The sequence below is a fragment of the Pseudomonas sp. TSRC2-2 genome (assembly GCF_049897785.1).
Classification (GTDB): domain Bacteria; phylum Pseudomonadota; class Gammaproteobacteria; order Pseudomonadales; family Pseudomonadaceae; genus Aquipseudomonas.
This window is the reverse complement of sequence record NZ_JAFCWZ010000004.1, coordinates 303,385-318,530: the sequence shown is the minus strand read 5'-3', so window position 1 is coordinate 318,530 and position 15,146 is coordinate 303,385. Positions and strand designations below refer to the sequence as shown.

Here is a 15,146-nt window from a genome sequence, read left to right as displayed (position 1 = left end):
GCTCGTCGCGTAGCGTGCCATCAAGGACACGGAGAAACGCCATGACTCAACCCACCGCTGACGCCGCCGGCAAATTCGACACCTCGCGCGCCAACGAGTATGCCCGCCAGAGCCGCATTGCCCTGGCCGGCTACGATGCCTGCCACGACTTGTCCGCCTGCATGCTCGCCGCCAGCCTCGGTCCGTCGCGTTCGGCACGCGTGTTAGTCGTGGGCGCAGGCGGCACTGCACAGGAAATCATTGCCATGGCCGCGCTGGAGCCGGGCTGGGAATTCACCGCAGTGGATCCTTCCGAGCCGATGCTGGAGACCGCAGCCGAGTACTTGCGCGGCAATGATCTGTTGCACAGAACTCAAATACATCTCGGCCATGTCGAAGACTTGCCGGCAGACGCGTCCTTCGATGCCGCCACGCTGATCGGCGTGCTTCATCACCTGGGCGGTGACGCGGCAAAGCAGCAAATCTTGCGATCCATTCACGCCCGGCTCAAACCCGGGGCGCCGTTGATTGTGGCCGGCAATCATTACGCTTACGCCAGTCAGCCGTTGCTGCTGCAAGCGTGGAGCCAGCGCTGGCGACAGCAGGGCGCAACGGCCGAGGAGGTGCAGGCGAAACTCGGGAAGATTTTGCAAGGTGCTGATCCGCCGCACTCGGAGGCGGCGGTTCAGGCGTTGTTGCATAACGCGGGGTTCGGTGACATGACGCGGTTTTTCAGCAGTCTGTTCTGGGGCGCATGGCTGACATGCCGGGTCGCTTGAACAGCACAGTTCAACTAAGCCTCCGTCCAGTCCACTGCCGCTGTTTCGCGCCACTTGACGTCGGTAATGCCATACCGTTCGGCCTGAGGCTTGGAGACAACTTTCAACGGTGGTTTGCCCGGTTTTGGAATCGGCGCAATACCGGCGTCACAGCTCGCCCAATGCCAGGCATCGGCATTGCGCATGCTTTTGGCGCGGATGACGAAAGATTTTGGCCGGTCGTGATGTTTGTATTCGATGACGAAAATATCGGTGCTACGCATGAGTTCCTCCTTACGCTCATACATAAATGATTTTGTCCGACAAAAAAAATTCAAAGGATTTTCTGGCCGGATGATCAGCGACACGAAACGCTCTGGAACGCGGTTTTTCGAGGAACCTCAAGAGCCGTAGAACCTGCTCGACGATCAACGCATAAGTGCCGGCGCAGACACTTCAGGTCGCTCGCAGCAGCTGCGCCCGGCAAGTGCCGGGCGAAGCTTTTTCAGGCGTGCAATCAGTCATCCCGGATTGCCGGAATCCAGCGAAACGCATCGCCATTGACCGCCACTCGGCCTACCGCCGGGAAGGCCAGATAGATGGCGATGTGACGGCAACTTGTCGGTCAAGATGTTGCGGTCAGAGCGCCGGTTGGGGCGCTGAACCGAGACCTCTGATAGGCTCTCGCAACCATGATCAATGGAATGAAAAAGATGAATCTGGAAGCGCTACTGCGGGATCTGATTGCCGAGGATCCCGTCCGGATGCACATCCTGCACGCAGTCAGGGAAGTCAACTTGCCGGACAGCTGGGTTGCCGCAGGATGTGTGCGCAGCCTGGTTTGGGATCATTTGCATCAACGCGTTTCTTCGCCGTTGCCCAAGGACATTGATGTCATCTGGTTCGACAAAGCAGCCATCAGTGCGCAAACGGACTTAGCCTTGGAGGCCGAGCTTGCAACGTTGTGTAGCGGCCTGAACGGTTCGTGGTCGGTGAAGAACCAGGCACGCATGCACCAGCGAAACGCCGATGTACCTTATGAATCGTCTGCCGACGCTATGTCCCATTGGCCCGAAACAGCGACGGCGGTTGGGGTCAGGCTCGATCAGCGGGGGGCGATAGAGGTTTCGGCGCCGTTGGGGCTTGAGGATCTGTTTGCGCTTAACGTGCGGCCGACCGCTCGATTTGAAAGTGATAAATACGCGGTGTTTCTGGAGCGCGTGCGATCGAAGAGATGGCTCAAGATCTGGCCGAAGTTGACGCTCCTAACGCAGGGTTGATGCCGCCACCTTCAGGTCAATACGCTGGCGAGAACGCTAGCGCGCACCCGGGCGATTATGGGTCTGCCTCCAATTCCCTTGAAGGAGCGCGCCTGCTCGCGATGGCGCCAGCCGCTTCATCACCAAATAAATAGAGAACACTCAGCCCGTTTAAACAATTACTCAGGCGTCAAGCAAACGGCTACAACACCTTGCGTCATTCCTTACGACTACGCCAGAATCCGCCGGCTTGTGCGTCTGCCGTTTCCGCCGTAACTTGATTCCTGTCACTGCTCACCAGTGATCGGGTCTGCAAGCCCGTCGGAAATCAGTCGCATAGCCCCGTCAAAGGACACTCGTTCGTGTCCGCTCAATGGCGGCTTTGTGCGGGAGACCTTCGGGTCTGCCGGGTTCCTGATTTCCCGGTCTTGCAGACCCGCACACAGCTGCCACCCATCATCTGCAAGTGATGTTGGCAGCTCCAGACGAATAATCAGGAGTTTCACCATGTTCAAAGTCACACCCAATCCCCCAACCACCGACCCCGCATCCCCTTACCAATCCAGTGCTTCGAAAAAGCTCAACGAGGCTGCCGAACGTGCGCTCGATCACTACCTCGGCCCGGCGGGCATCCTGGCCAGCACCAACACCCCGCAACAGATGTTCCTCGCCAACCCGGCATACGACACCGAATCCCTGCTGGCCAACGCCAGCGAATCCCTCGGCTCGGCCACCACCATGCTCTACGACTTCGCCGCGCTGCTCCACAACCCGCGCCGCAAAACCCTGCTAGGCATCGCCCAGGTCGTCATGCTCGGCGAAATCGCAGTAAATCAGGCTTTGGATAAGGTCGAAATCGCCCAATAACCCACATCGCGACGAGGGCGAAAATCCAGTATCGAGATGGCGGCGATAAGCGAGATTCACCCGCGAAGCGTTCCGCGACCGCCGCCAACCCTCATACGCCAGCTTTCGCCTCAACCTTCACCGCCGCTTTGCGATACGTCAGCAAAACAATCCCGCTTACGACGATCACTCCGCCCACGATCTGCCCTCGGCTGAGCATCTGATCCAGCACGATCCAGCCCATCAATAACGTCGCCAATGGCTCAATGTTCATCACCGGCGCGTTGCGCGGCATGTCCAGTCGGGGTACGGAAATGAACAGGACGATAAAACCGGTGCCGTACAGCACGACAAGCGTGGCGAGGGCCAGCCAGCCGGTCGAGGTGGCGGGCAGGTTGAGTCCGCCGGGGAGGGCGCCGGTCAGGCCGGCCAGATTGACACTGCTGAAGACGATGAAGATGGTCAGCAGGCTGCGCACCGAGCCTCGCACCTGCGACAGCTTGTGGTCGGTGATCCATAGCGCACAGGCGAATACGCTGGCAGCGCAGAAGGCGAGCGCGACGCCCAGCAGCCATTCCGGGCCGACGCTGGCGCTGTCTGAAAGTCGTCCGGGGACATCGAGAACGAACACCAGCCCGACGAGAATCAAGCCCATCAACATCGCGGTGCGTGCGCTTGGTCGCGGGCCGCCCAATGCCCAGGTCAGCAAGGCCAGCAGGATCGGAAATACGTTGGCCACCAGCAGCGCCAAAGCGACCGGGACCCGCGCGACGGCAGAGTACAGGCACAGGCTCTGCGCGGTAATCAGCAGGCCCAACAACAATTGCCAATGCCAGGCGCCCGGCGGCAGACGCAGGCTTTGTCGTTGCCACAGCACCATAATCGCGAGCACCAGCAGGGTCCCGCCGGAACGCATCAGGATCGCCAGCAACACCCCCGCGCCATCATCAAAAGCCACCCGGGCAGCGACGTGGTTGCCGGCGAACGCACAACCCATGCACAACAGAATGATCACGGCGAGATAACGGGGGAAGGGCGGCGGTACGGTCGGTGCGAATTCAGGGCGGGACATGGCAGATCTCAAAAGTGATAGCCACTCGAGGTGGCTCAGGTTTTTATTATGTTGTCGTACAACCTCGTGATTTGTACCGTAATCATGCAGGGGCGGCAAGCTCGAATGGCCATACTGTCGGCATGGCTTGGGCGATGCTTGGGTTTCAGAGATCGTATGACTGCCGAGGGCGGCAAGCGTGTGCTGTTTTACTCCGGTGAGGATGCCGCCAGCAAAGCCAGGGTTGCAGAGCTGATTGACCAGTTGGGTTTTTATGGCATCGATCTGGGCGGTGTGCAGCAGGGTCTGCTTGCGCAGTTCCCAGGCGGCCCGCTACCGGCCTTGAACCTGGTCAAGCATGGTTAACCGTTGAGCCCGGGCGACCGGGCTTCACCGACCAATCGAGGATTCAATAATGTCTGGTTCAGATTCGCAAAATAGCAATCAGCACACGGCTTGGGTTACCTGCGCTGGCATGCAGGCCCGGCTGCAGGCCCGGTAGTCGTCAGCGGCGTTGATGTGGCAACAATCAGTGAAGGGAAAATCGTGCGGTTGCGGGTGTTGCTGGACCCGGCTTGAAGCCCAGACGCAGCAGGCAGGTACTTCCTTATTTCGAGCTCGATCAGGCGTGTCTCGCGCAAGCGCTTATACTCGCTCAGGTGCTTGCGCAGCACATTCCCAAACAGACCTGTCAGGGCAGACGATGATCGACAGAACGGACACCCCGCATGAATCAGTCAGCGAAGAGACGCTGGCTGCCAAGCAACCCGCCGTCGCTCTCAACCTGCGTGGGCTCATTTTGTCTCTGGTGTTGCTGTCTGTTCTGGCGACGTTGGGCAACAGCCTTGTCACTGCCTACCGCGTGCAGCGCGATGCCTTGATTGACCACGCGCTGCAATCTAACAGTGCCTATGCAGCAAAGGTCGCTTCGAGCCTCTCCGAATTCATTCATTCGGCACAGAACCATCTGCGTTACAGCGCCAGTGAATTGGGCAAGGCCTGGGGTGACGCGAATGTGATGAGCGCCGAGGCGGTGCGCCTGCAAAAACAGGATGCCGATTTCAACTCGATCGCCGTTATCGATCGCAATGCCAAGGTGCTGAAGGCGTACCCGGACACCCTGCAAATCAATGGTTCGACGTTGAGCTCGGATGCCATTCGCAAGGCCATCGAGGCGCAGCGGCCTTTCATCAGCCCGGCCTACCCATCGAGCGCCGGCAATCTTGTGGTGTTTATCTCCCAGCCCGTTTACGACGCAGCTGAGCGTTACGTGGGCATCATCGGCGGCTCGGTTTATCTGCGCGAAGACAACGCACTGCACACCTTGATCAGCCGTCATTTTCAGCACGAAGGTACTTTCGTCTTTGTCACCGATCAGGACCGCCAACTGCTTTTTCACCCTGATGCGGCGCGCATTGGCGACACCCTGGGCTGGAGCAAAACCGCGGATGCGGCGTTACGGGGCGAGAGCGGTTCAATGACCGTGCGCAATTACAAGGGCGTGACGATGCTGGCCGGGTACGCTCAAGTGCCGGGCGCCGGTTGGGCCGTGGTCGCGCAGCAGCCGCGCGAGGTCAGTCTGGCGCCCATGAACACCTTGATGCGCGATGTTTTTGAAGGGATGGTGCCTGCCGCTCTGATCGGCTTCGTACTGATCTGGTTCGGCACCTCGCTGGTCTGTCGCCCTCTCAACCAGCTCTCGCGTATTGCCCGGCAATTGTCAGCGCCGCAGGCCACTGAGCAACTTCGCCACGTCAAAGCCTGGTATCAAGAAGCGTTTTCCATTCGCCAGGCGATGCTGGCCGGCGTTCAGTTGTTGCAAGCGAAGCTGGGCCGCCTGAACCAGCAGGTGCTGACCGACCCGATGACGGGACTGGCCAATCGCAGGGCAATGGATGAAGAGTTGCGCGGCCTTGAGCGCGCCGGTCGGACCTATTCGGTCTTATCGCTGGACATCGACCATTTCAAAAGGGTCAACGACACCTTCGGCCACGACAAGGGCGACCTGGCGATAAAGCAGGTCGCACACACACTGAAAACCCATTCTCGCACCGGCGACCTTGCCTGCCGGGCCGGGGGAGAGGAGTTCCTGCTGATTTTGCCGGAAACCGATGTAGCCTCGGCCAGCGTCATCGCTGAGCGGATTCGTCAGGCCATTGCGACCAGCGATATTGAGACGGTGGGGCACATCACCGCTTCGATCGGCGTGGCCACGTGTGAACATTTGCCGACCACCGCAGAGATCGTGCTCAAGAAAGCCGACGAATGCCTGTACCGGGCCAAGCAGGGCGGACGCAACCGGGTGGAGTCGCACCTGTCGCTGCCCTCAGGCACATGCGAATGAGACAACCAATTGATGCATGTCACGGGGCTTTCAACTAATCGGCAGAGTTGTTGATTCTGCTTCGAATCCACGTTAAAAGCAGCAACAGGTGCCGATCAAGCGACCGTCCAGCCATCGCAAAGGCGCGTCACGGGCCAGTTTATTCAGGCGGTGAAATGAAGCGTTCAAAGATCATGCAGCGGGGAATATTGCTGACCGTCCTTGCGGTGATCGTCCCGTTGGGCTTGACCTTCGCGGCAAGCTGGATGCTGTCGATCTACGCGGCCCATGACCGTCTTCAGACACTCGCCGCGATTGCCAACGATCGCGCCAGACAGACATTCGCGCAAGCCTCCCAAGCACTGAAAAGCATTGCCGTCACTGACCTCGAACCCTGCTCGCCACAAGGCATCGAGCAGATGCGCATGATCGCCATGAATACGTTTTCGGTCGAGACGGTGGGCTACGAAGAGGATGTGTTTGCCTGCACGTCATGGGGCGCCACGCCGCCTCGTTCGAAGCAGTGGGCGGAGGATTTCGTCACTGACGACGGGGTGAAGGTATCCATCGATGCGCACGATGACAACGATCTGATCAAGCCGATGCTGGCCTTGCAGTTCGCTGCGTTCAACGTGCTGGTCGACCCGGAACAGTTTCGCGAAGTCGTACTGGATGAAGGCGTCAGGCTGGCCGTCGGCACACGTCAGGGCCGCTTGCTCGGCCCGGCGGACCCGAACATGGCGAGTTTCCTCGCCTTGGTGCATGAGGGGCCTACGCACGGCCTGAAGGACGGCTTCCTCTACACTCTGGTGGCCCAAGGCAACTTCACCGTAATTGCCGCAATTCCCCGACAGCAACTGTTGCGCAGCCTCGGGCGACACGTTCTTTATCTGCTGCCGATCGGTCTTGCCATCACCACAGGCCTGGTCTTCGCGAGCCTGCGCTGGTGGCGTCGCAAGCTGTCTCCGCTGGCCGCACTGGAGCGCGCGGTGCGGCGACAGGAATTCGTAGTTCATTATCAGCCGATCATTGAAATTGAAACCCAACGCTGCATCGGCGCTGAAGCCTTGGTTCGCTGGCAAAAACCCAACGGCATGCTGGTCTATCCGGACATGTTCATTCCACTGGCCGAATCCAGCGGATTGATTGAAGCGATCACTGATCAAGTGCTCCATCGCGTATTCGCAGACCTTGGCGCCATGCTCGCCAGTGATCGTTCGTTGCACGTGGCCTTGAATCTCGCTGCGGCCGACGTGAGTTCTGGGCGACTGATACCCATTTTGTTGGATGAAAGCCGTCGCCTCGACGTGCAGCCCGCGCAGATATGGCTCGAAGTGACAGAACGCAGCCTCGTCGACCTGGCGTGCGCGAAAATCACGCTGGAGCGCGCGCGAAGCGCCGGGTTTGTTGTCGCGCTGGATGACTTCGGCACCGGCTATTCGAGCTTGCAATACCTGCAGCAATTACCGCTGGACGTGCTCAAGATCGACCGATCCTTCGTTGACCAGATCAGCGAAGCAGAGGAGAAGACCCTGCTGGTCACTCACGTCATCCAGATGGGCCACGCGTTGCGGCTGACACTGGTCGCTGAAGGCGTTGAGACTCCGGCGCAGCTCGAATTGCTGCGCGCCAGCCAGGTGCGATATGCACAGGGATGGCTGTTCGCGAAAGCCATGGAATGCGCACAGTTCAAACAGCACTGTCTGGACAGTCGGCCTCGCACCGACGCAAGCATTGCCCAGGCTCCGATTGCTTCCTGATAAAAACACACTGAAAAACTGCATTGACATATCGAAGAATCTCGATATCCTCGGCGCATGGAACTGATCGAAATCTTCAAAGCCCTCTCGAACCCGACGCGCCTCAAGATCCTTGAAGGCCTGAAGGATCCCGTCAAGAACTTCCCCCCGCAGGATGAGGGTGATGTGCTTGTTGAGGGCGTCTGCGTCAGCAGCATCCAGGAAGGTATCGGCCTGTCGCAGTCGACGGTGTCGAGTTACCTGGCCACGTTGCAGCGCGTGGGGCTGGTTGAAGTGCGACGCATCGGTCAATGGACCTACTACAAACGCAATGAGGCTGCTATCAGCGCGCTTGCAGAGATCATAGGGAAAGAGCTGTAATTTTTTTTACTCTAGGATATCGAGAATTCTCGATATCCCTCTTTATCGATACGAGGTTTTGCCATGAAAGCGATGATTTTGAAATCCTTCGGCGGTCCTGATTCGTTCGAACTCAACGATGTGCCCAAACCGGTTCCGCAAGCGGGCCAAGTGCTGGTCCGAGTGCACGCCACTTCCATCAATCCGCTGGATTATCAGGTTAGGCGCGGTGACTATCCCGATCTGGTGCCGCTGCCGGCCATTACCGGTCACGACGTGTCGGGCGTGGTTGAAGCCATCGGGCCGGGCGTCAGCGCTTTCGCGCCGGGCGACGAAGTCTGGTACACCCCGCAGATATTCGACGGGCAGGGCAGTTATGCCGAGTACCACGTCGCGGCCGAAAGCATCATCGCCAGAAAGCCTGCCTCGCTGAGTCACCTGGAGGCGGCCAGTCTGAGTCTGGTCGGCGGTACTGTGTGGGAAGCGCTGACCGTGCGCGCCGTGCTCCGCGTGGGCGAGAGCATTCTGATCCATGGCGGCGCGGGTGGGGTCGGTCATGTGGCGATTCAGGTGGCCAAGGCCATGGGCGCCAGAGTGTTCACCACCGTGCGCGAGGCCAACGCCGAGTTCGTCCGCAGCCTGGGCGCTGATGTGGTGATCGATTACACCCAGGAGGACTACGTCGAAGCGATCATGCGCGAAACTGCCGGGCATGGCGTCGATGTGGTGTTCGACACCATCGGCGGCGATACCCTGTCCCGCAGCGCCGACGCGCTCGCCCAGCTTGGCCGCGTCGTCTCGATCGTCGACATTGCGCAGCCACAAAACCTTGTCCAGGCCTGGGGCAAGAACGCCAGCTATCACTTCGTCTTCACCCGCCAGAACCGCGGCAAGCTTGATGAACTGAGCGCGTTGATCGAGCGCGGCCAGTTGCGGCCCCACGTTGGCGCGGTGTACTCGCTCGCCGACATCCCGCTCGCCCATGCCCGACTGGAAAGCGCCAACAACGGTCTGCTGGGAAAAATCGCCATCGCCGTCGAGCCTTCGCTCATCGTCTGAACTTTGGAGAAACATCATGGTTTACGAGATCGCTGTGCTGCCCGTTCACCCACAACAGACTGAAGCCTTCCGAAGGGCATTTGCCGAAGTCGAACCGTTGCTCACTCGCGCCAAAGGCTACGGCGGCCACTTGCTGGCGCAGGGTATTGAAACGCCCGAACAGTTCAATTTGATCGTGCGCTGGCGCTCACTTGAGGATCACTCGCCGGGGTTTGAAGAGAGTGACGACCATCAGCGCTTCATGCTGGGGCTGGCGGAATATTTCTCCGCAGAGCCGAAGGTCTACCACATTGAGGGTGGTGCTTTTCCGGGCGGCGACTTGAGCGTTGCGGGTAGCAGCTCAAGCACAGGGAGTTAAGTGTTCTGATGGCTTTTGTCACAAGCGGCTGTTGCCGATTTTCCTCCCGCGTTGAACCACTGCAATGATGTTAGGCTGCACGAGGTCAGCCGTACCTTCTGTACTCCTGAGTTTGTTCTTTTACTGTCTGCGCCGGCGCGCCTGTCGGCGCAGATGGATTTCCTCTATGGATTACAGCCATGCGCCTGCCAGATTTCATTCTCGAAAACCTAGAGCCGATCCTGCAGGCCTGGGAAGATTTCGCCCGCACCATCGAGACGCCGGGGGTGGAGCTCGATAACGTCGCGCTGCGCGATCACGCCGAGCAGATGTTGCGCGCCATCGTGATCGATCTGCGGACCAAGCAGACCATGAGCGAACAAATCGCCAAAGCCCAGGGCCAAGCGCCGCGCGACGATGAAGAAACGGCTGCGGAAACACACGCGGTGACGCGGCTGATGGCCGGTTTTACCATCGATCAGATGGTGTCGGAATACCGCGCGCTGCGCACCGGTGTGCTGAGCCAGTGGCTGCGTCAGGTCAAAGATGGCAAATCAGTGAATGTCGACGACATGACACGCTTTCACGAAGCCATCGATCAGGCGCTCGCCGAGTCGATTGCCAGCTACTCGCGCGCCGTCGAGGCGTCGCGCAATGGGTTTCTGGGGATTCTCGGCCATGACTTGCGCACGCCGCTGGGGGCGATTCTGCTCGGTGCGGATATGTTGCGTCGTACCGAAGCCACCGACCCGCGCACCAGCAAAGTGGCCAGGCAGATCTACGCCAGCGTGCAGCGCGCCAGCCAGATCGTGGGCGACCTGCTGGATCTGACGCGCTGCCAGATGGGGCCGGGGGATTCCGGTGAAAAAATCCCTGATCGATCTCAGCCCTGTGTGCGAGCGGGTGATCGAGGAAATCCGCGCCTTTCATCCGCAGGCCAACGTGCGGTTCGATGCAAAGGAAGCGGTGATGGGAGCGTTCGATGGCGCCAGAATGGAGCAGGTGTTTTCCAACATCATCAGCAATGCGGTGACCCACGGCGATAATCAGTTTCCGGTTTCGGTTGCGCTGGAAGTTCAGGAGGATTTCGCGGTGTTCACAGTGCACAACGGCGGCGAGCCGATTCCAGAAGACGTGTTGCCGTTCATCTTCAACCCGATGGGGCGCTTCTCACAGCGCTCCGTAGTTGATCACGGGCCGGTTGCCGGGCTCGGGCTGGGCCTGTTCATCGCCGCGGAAATCGTCGCCTCGCATGCCGGCTCCATCGAGGTCAGCTCTGACCTGGAAGGCGGAACCGTGTTTCGCGTAAAGCTTCCGATTGATGCCGAAAGCCCCGTCACCATCTAGGCCAATCGATGGAGAGCCGGCCCCGGCCCTCCAGCCTGATCACTCCTCCATCACCTCAACCAAACCGCGATCTTCACCGAGGAACCCGCCGCTCTGGTGCTGCCACAGTCGCGCATAGGTGCCGTTCTTCTCGAGCAGTTGCGCGTGGGTGCCTTGTTCGATGATGCGGCCTTCGTCCATGACGATCAGCCGGTCCATCGCCGCAATGGTCGACAAGCGGTGGGCGATGGCGATCACGGTTTTGCCCTGCATCATTTCATCCAGGCTTTCCTGGATCGCCACTTCGACTTCCGAGTCCAGCGCGCTGGTGGCTTCGTCGAGCAGCAGGATCGGCGCGTTTTTCAGCATCACCCGGGCGATGGCGATGCGTTGGCGCTGCCCGCCCGAGAGCTTGATGCCGCGTTCGCCGACCAGCGTGTCGTAACCGCTGTGGCCCTGCTTGTCGCTCAACTGGCTGATGAACCCGTCTGCCTGGGCGTTCACCGCCGCGCGGTGGATGTCTTCGTCGGTAGCGTCCGGGCGACCGTAGGCGATGTTGTCGCGGATCGAACGGTGCAACAGCGACGTGTCCTGGGTGACCATGCCAATCGCGCTGCGCAGGCTGTCCTGGGTGACCTCGGCGATGTTCTGCCCATCGATGCGGATTTCGCCGCGATCAACGTCATAGAAGCGCAGCAGCAGGTTGATCAGCGTCGACTTGCCTGCACCGGAGCGGCCGACCAGGCCGATTTTCTCGCCGGGGCGAATGTGCAGCGTCAAGCCGTCGAGCACCTGGCGTTCACCGTTGTAGTTGAAGCTGACATTGTCGAATACCACTTCGCCGCCGGCAGGCTCCAGCACTTTGGCATCCGGCGCGTCCTGGACTTTCGGGCCGCTGGTCAGGGTAGCCATGCCATCCTGGACGGTGCCGATGTTTTCGAACAGCGAAGTCATCTGCCACATGATCCAGTGCGACATGCCATTGATGCGTAACGCCATGGCGGTGATCGCCGCGACGGCGCCGGTGCCGACTTCGCCCTGATGCCACAGCCACAATGCGTAGCCGCCGGCACCCAGAATCAACGCGACCACCAGCGCCTGATTGACGATTTCAAACTGGCTGACCAGCCGCATCTGACGGAATCCGGTGAGCTTGAAATCTTCCATCGCCGCTCGGGCAAAGTGCGCTTCACGCTTGGAGTGCGAGAACAGTTTGACTGTGGTGATGTTGGTGTAGGCGTCGGCAATCCGTCCGGTCATCGAGGAGCGTGCATCGGCCTGCTCCTGGCCGACCTTGCCCAGACGCGGCACGAAATACACCATCGCCAGCCCGAACAAAACGATCCACGCCAGAAACGGCAGCATCAGTTTCAGCGCAAAGCCACCGGCCAGCGCAATGATCGCGATGAAGTACACGCCGATACCGGGGAGGATTTCGATCAGGGTGAACAAGACCTCGCGAACCGACAGCGCGGTCTGCATCACTTTGGTGGTGACTCGCCCGGAAAACTCGTCGGAGAAGAACGACAGGCTTTGCCGCAGCATCAACCGGTGAAAGTCCCAACGCAGGCGCAGCGGCAAATTGATCGCCAGGATCTGGTGCTGAACCATCGTGCGCAGCGCCACCAGCCCGATGCTGACTACCAGCACAATGCCGATACCCCACAGCACACGGCTTTCCTCATCACTCGCGGCGCCGCCCGATTGCCAGGTCGAGAGCAGATCCACCACTTGCCCGAGGAAGGAAAACAGCCACGCCTCGTAGATCGACACGCTGGCGCTGAGCAGGGCGAAGGCGAGGATGTAACCGCGCGCACCCCGGGTGCAGGCCCACAAAAAACGCATCAGGCCGACTGGCGGTGGCGGCGCCTCGTCGGGCGGGAAGGGGTCGAGCCTTTCTTCAAACAGGCGAAGCATTGCGGTCTCCGAAGTGATCAGGGTGTGGGGATTCTGCCATCTATCAGCGTTGTTGCGGGTTTCAGCGTCGTGTTCCAAATAAATGCTAGTGCCTTGTCTTGACCGCGGCCAGGCGCAGAAGCTCAACGCAATCTCGCCAGGCGCAACCTTTCGTCGGTGATCCAGGCCAGACGTTGCACGCTCATCAACCTCTTTGAACTCTCGCGCAAGCTGCTCCGTCCTTTTCTATGTGGGGGCTCGAGGCAATGTTGCCGTGTAGCTCCGTTTTTTCCGTTTCCAGTCAGAACGCGAGGGGCCACATGAACACTTCAGACAGCAGGGCAGGCTTTGAATCAGGTGATCCGAACAGCAAGCCTGGACAGGGTTTTGAACATTTGAAGGACGACGTCAATGAAGCGCTGGGCGGTGCGCGGCAACAGGCCGACGCGCAGTTCGGCCAGTATCGCGATACGGCGGCCGAGCAGATCGAAGCCTTGGCGCAAGGGGCTAAAAGTTTCGTCTTGGAACTGCAGGACAAGGACACGCTGGGCATGTCCGATTACTTGACTGACATGGCGGATTCCATGACCGGACTGGCGGGCAATCTGCGCGGCAAGAGTGCCGAACAGCTGCTGCACGATGCAGCGGATCTGGCGCGCAGCAACCCGGGCTTGTTTATCGCCGGCAGCATTGCCATCGGCTTCGGCCTGTCGCGGTTTCTCAAGGCAGGCACGGCTGCGGCGGCGACGGTCAGCGCCGAACACGATCCGGCGCAGGGCACGACATCGACGCCACCGTCAGCCGATTACGGCGCGCAGCGGCCCTATGAATCGTCAATGCCGCCATCGAGCCAGGCCAATCCGGGACTGGCCACCGGCATCACCCCGACTTCACCCGATGAACATGATCACCCCGCTGATTTTGCGGGAGCTTCCGTACCGCATGCACCCGACACCAAAGGAGAACTGTGATGAACAGAGATGAATCTGATCTGAGCGGGGCAAGGCCCCTTGGCCAAACGGATGACGCTTCGGTGGTCGGCCTGTTGCGGCAACTGTCTCGCGAGGTCCCGGCGTTGTTCACCAAGGAACTGGCACTCGCCAAAGCCGAATTGCAGAACAGCCTCAGCACGCTGAAGGCAGGCATCGGTGCGGTTGCCGGCGGCGCCATTGTGTTCCTCGCCGGCTTCATCATTCTGCTGATGTCGGCCGTGTACGGCCTGAGCCTGTTCATGGCGCCGTGGCTGGCCGCGCTGATCGTTGGCGTGGTGGTGATGATCATCGGCTTCGCCATGCTGCAATCCGGGAAGAAACAATTCGAGCCGTCTCACTTCAAACCTGATCGCACCCTCGACGCCTTGAACAAGGATCAGGAAGCGCTGCGGAGGAAAGTCTCATGAAAAGCGAACTGGATATCGAAGCGGAAAAAAGTCCGGAGCAGATCGAGCGCGAAATCGATGCGCAACGCGCGAGCATCGGCAATATCGTCGATCAACTGGAAAGCAAGTTTACCCCCGGGCAGATGATCGATCAGGCCTGGGGAATGATGCAGAGCAATGGCTCGACGTTCTTCACTAACCTGGGCACCAGCGTGCGCAATAATCCGGTGCCGGCGGTGCTGACCTCCGTGGGGCTGCTCTGGCTGATGATGAGCCAGAATCGCCCACCCGTGCCGCAACCGACCTATCGCAGCGGACCGGATCAGGACAAGGCTGGTGAATGGGCCGATGGTTTGGCGGACGGCATCGACAGCGCTCGTGCCCATCTGCACTCCACCACTGACTCGCTGAAGGGCGGCTATCAGTCGCTCAAAGGCAAGGCCAGCCACCTCGGTGACAACGTCGGGGCCGCCAGGGAAAATCTGAGCCATGCGATGCATGACGCCGGCGATCGGTTGTCGCGCAATTCGCAAGTGCTCGGGCAGCAATTCAGCCACATGCTCAAAGAGCAGCCGCTGATGGTCGCTGCTGCCGGGGTCGCCTTGGGGGCCTTGCTCGGTGCGGCGTTACCGACGACCTCCACTGAACAGCGCTACATGGGCCGCACCAGCGCCGGGATGGTCGACAAAGCCAAACAGAAAGCCCAGGAGGGCTACGATGCGGTGCGCGACACGGTGACCCGAACCACCGAGCAAACCGGGGTTGAAACCAAGACCGATCCAGCGCGGCCGTCGTCTTCGGATCTGTCGCAGGGTCTGGGCACTTCGTGAAGGTG

At 60.0% G+C, this 15,146-nt stretch carries 14 protein-coding genes and 2 pseudogenes; 13 read left to right on the top strand and 3 right to left on the bottom strand.

What is annotated here, in order from left to right; translation table 11 throughout:
- The first annotated feature begins 41 nt into the window (after positions 1–41).
- Positions 42–758 (top strand): class I SAM-dependent methyltransferase, encoded by a 717-nt coding sequence (locus ACP7D9_RS10155; protein ID WP_426157145.1) that lies wholly within the window; start codon positions 42–44, stop codon positions 756–758.
- A 14-nt stretch (positions 759–772) separates the two neighbouring features.
- Here the strand turns inward: ACP7D9_RS10155 and ACP7D9_RS10150 are convergent, their stop codons facing one another.
- On the bottom strand, positions 773–1,021 hold the full coding sequence (locus ACP7D9_RS10150; RefSeq protein WP_101162552.1) for a DUF6555 family protein: 249 nt from the start codon (positions 1,019–1,021) through the stop codon (positions 773–775).
- 429 nt (positions 1,022–1,450) lie between these two features.
- Here ACP7D9_RS10150 and ACP7D9_RS10145 point away from each other — a divergent pair, with 429 nt between their 5' ends.
- Positions 1,451–2,017 (top strand): nucleotidyltransferase family protein, encoded by a 567-nt coding sequence (locus tag ACP7D9_RS10145; protein WP_101162704.1) that lies wholly within the window; start codon positions 1,451–1,453, stop codon positions 2,015–2,017.
- 486 nt (positions 2,018–2,503) lie between these two features.
- A complete protein-coding gene (locus ACP7D9_RS10140) occupies positions 2,504–2,863 on the top strand; it encodes a DUF6124 family protein (RefSeq protein ID WP_426157143.1) in 360 nt (119 codons plus the stop codon).
- A gap of 91 nt (positions 2,864–2,954) precedes the next feature.
- On the opposite strand, the gene ACP7D9_RS10135 is transcribed toward ACP7D9_RS10140, so the two are convergent.
- The gene (locus ACP7D9_RS10135; protein WP_426157141.1) at positions 2,955–3,914 is read right to left on the bottom strand and encodes an EamA family transporter; all 960 of its coding nucleotides are present in this window, start codon (positions 3,912–3,914) and stop codon (positions 2,955–2,957) included.
- A 162-nt stretch (positions 3,915–4,076) separates the two neighbouring features.
- Between ACP7D9_RS10135 and ACP7D9_RS10130 the strand changes: the two are divergent.
- The 7 genes and pseudogenes from ACP7D9_RS10130 to ACP7D9_RS10100 all read left to right on the top strand — a co-directional run.
- A pseudogene (locus ACP7D9_RS10130) lies at positions 4,077–4,259 on the top strand (NADP oxidoreductase); the annotation flags it as partial.
- 337 nt (positions 4,260–4,596) lie between these two features.
- Complete coding sequence (locus ACP7D9_RS10125) at positions 4,597–6,237, top strand: sensor domain-containing diguanylate cyclase (RefSeq protein WP_426157387.1); 1,641 nt, start codon at positions 4,597–4,599, stop codon at positions 6,235–6,237.
- A gap of 155 nt (positions 6,238–6,392) precedes the next feature.
- Positions 6,393–7,976: an EAL domain-containing protein gene (locus tag ACP7D9_RS10120; RefSeq protein ID WP_426157139.1), complete on the top strand. Its 1,584-nt coding sequence runs from the start codon at positions 6,393–6,395 to the stop codon at positions 7,974–7,976.
- Positions 7,977–8,033: 57 nt separating this feature from the next.
- On the top strand, positions 8,034–8,336 hold the full coding sequence (locus ACP7D9_RS10115) for an ArsR/SmtB family transcription factor (protein ID WP_024012559.1): 303 nt from the start codon (positions 8,034–8,036) through the stop codon (positions 8,334–8,336).
- Between the two features lie 63 nt (positions 8,337–8,399).
- The gene (locus ACP7D9_RS10110) at positions 8,400–9,374 is read left to right on the top strand and encodes a zinc-dependent alcohol dehydrogenase family protein (protein ID WP_426157137.1); all 975 of its coding nucleotides are present in this window, start codon (positions 8,400–8,402) and stop codon (positions 9,372–9,374) included.
- Positions 9,375–9,390: 16 nt separating this feature from the next.
- The gene (locus ACP7D9_RS10105) at positions 9,391–9,732 is read left to right on the top strand and encodes an antibiotic biosynthesis monooxygenase family protein (protein ID WP_426157135.1); all 342 of its coding nucleotides are present in this window, start codon (positions 9,391–9,393) and stop codon (positions 9,730–9,732) included.
- Between the two features lie 179 nt (positions 9,733–9,911).
- A pseudogene (locus ACP7D9_RS10100) lies at positions 9,912–11,058 on the top strand (ATP-binding protein).
- Positions 11,059–11,097: 39 nt separating this feature from the next.
- On the opposite strand, the gene ACP7D9_RS10095 reads toward ACP7D9_RS10100, so the two are convergent.
- Positions 11,098–12,954: an ABC transporter ATP-binding protein gene (locus tag ACP7D9_RS10095; RefSeq protein WP_426157133.1), complete on the bottom strand. Its 1,857-nt coding sequence runs from the start codon at positions 12,952–12,954 to the stop codon at positions 11,098–11,100.
- 299 nt (positions 12,955–13,253) lie between these two features.
- Here ACP7D9_RS10095 and ACP7D9_RS10090 point away from each other — a divergent pair, with 299 nt between their 5' ends.
- The 3 genes from ACP7D9_RS10090 to ACP7D9_RS10080 are packed head-to-tail and all read left to right on the top strand — an operon-like array spanning position 13,254 to position 15,141.
- Entirely contained in the window at positions 13,254–13,904 is a 651-nt protein-coding gene (locus tag ACP7D9_RS10090; protein ID WP_426157131.1) for a hypothetical protein, read from the top strand.
- Complete coding sequence (locus ACP7D9_RS10085; protein WP_101162531.1) at positions 13,904–14,332, top strand: phage holin family protein; 429 nt, start codon at positions 13,904–13,906, stop codon at positions 14,330–14,332. The genes ACP7D9_RS10090 and ACP7D9_RS10085 overlap by 1 nt, the downstream gene beginning before the upstream one ends.
- Positions 14,329–15,141, top strand: a complete 813-nt coding sequence (locus tag ACP7D9_RS10080) for a DUF3618 domain-containing protein (RefSeq protein WP_426157129.1) — start codon at positions 14,329–14,331, stop codon at positions 15,139–15,141. The genes ACP7D9_RS10085 and ACP7D9_RS10080 overlap by 4 nt, the downstream gene beginning before the upstream one ends.
- Positions 15,142–15,146: the final 5 nt, after the last annotated feature.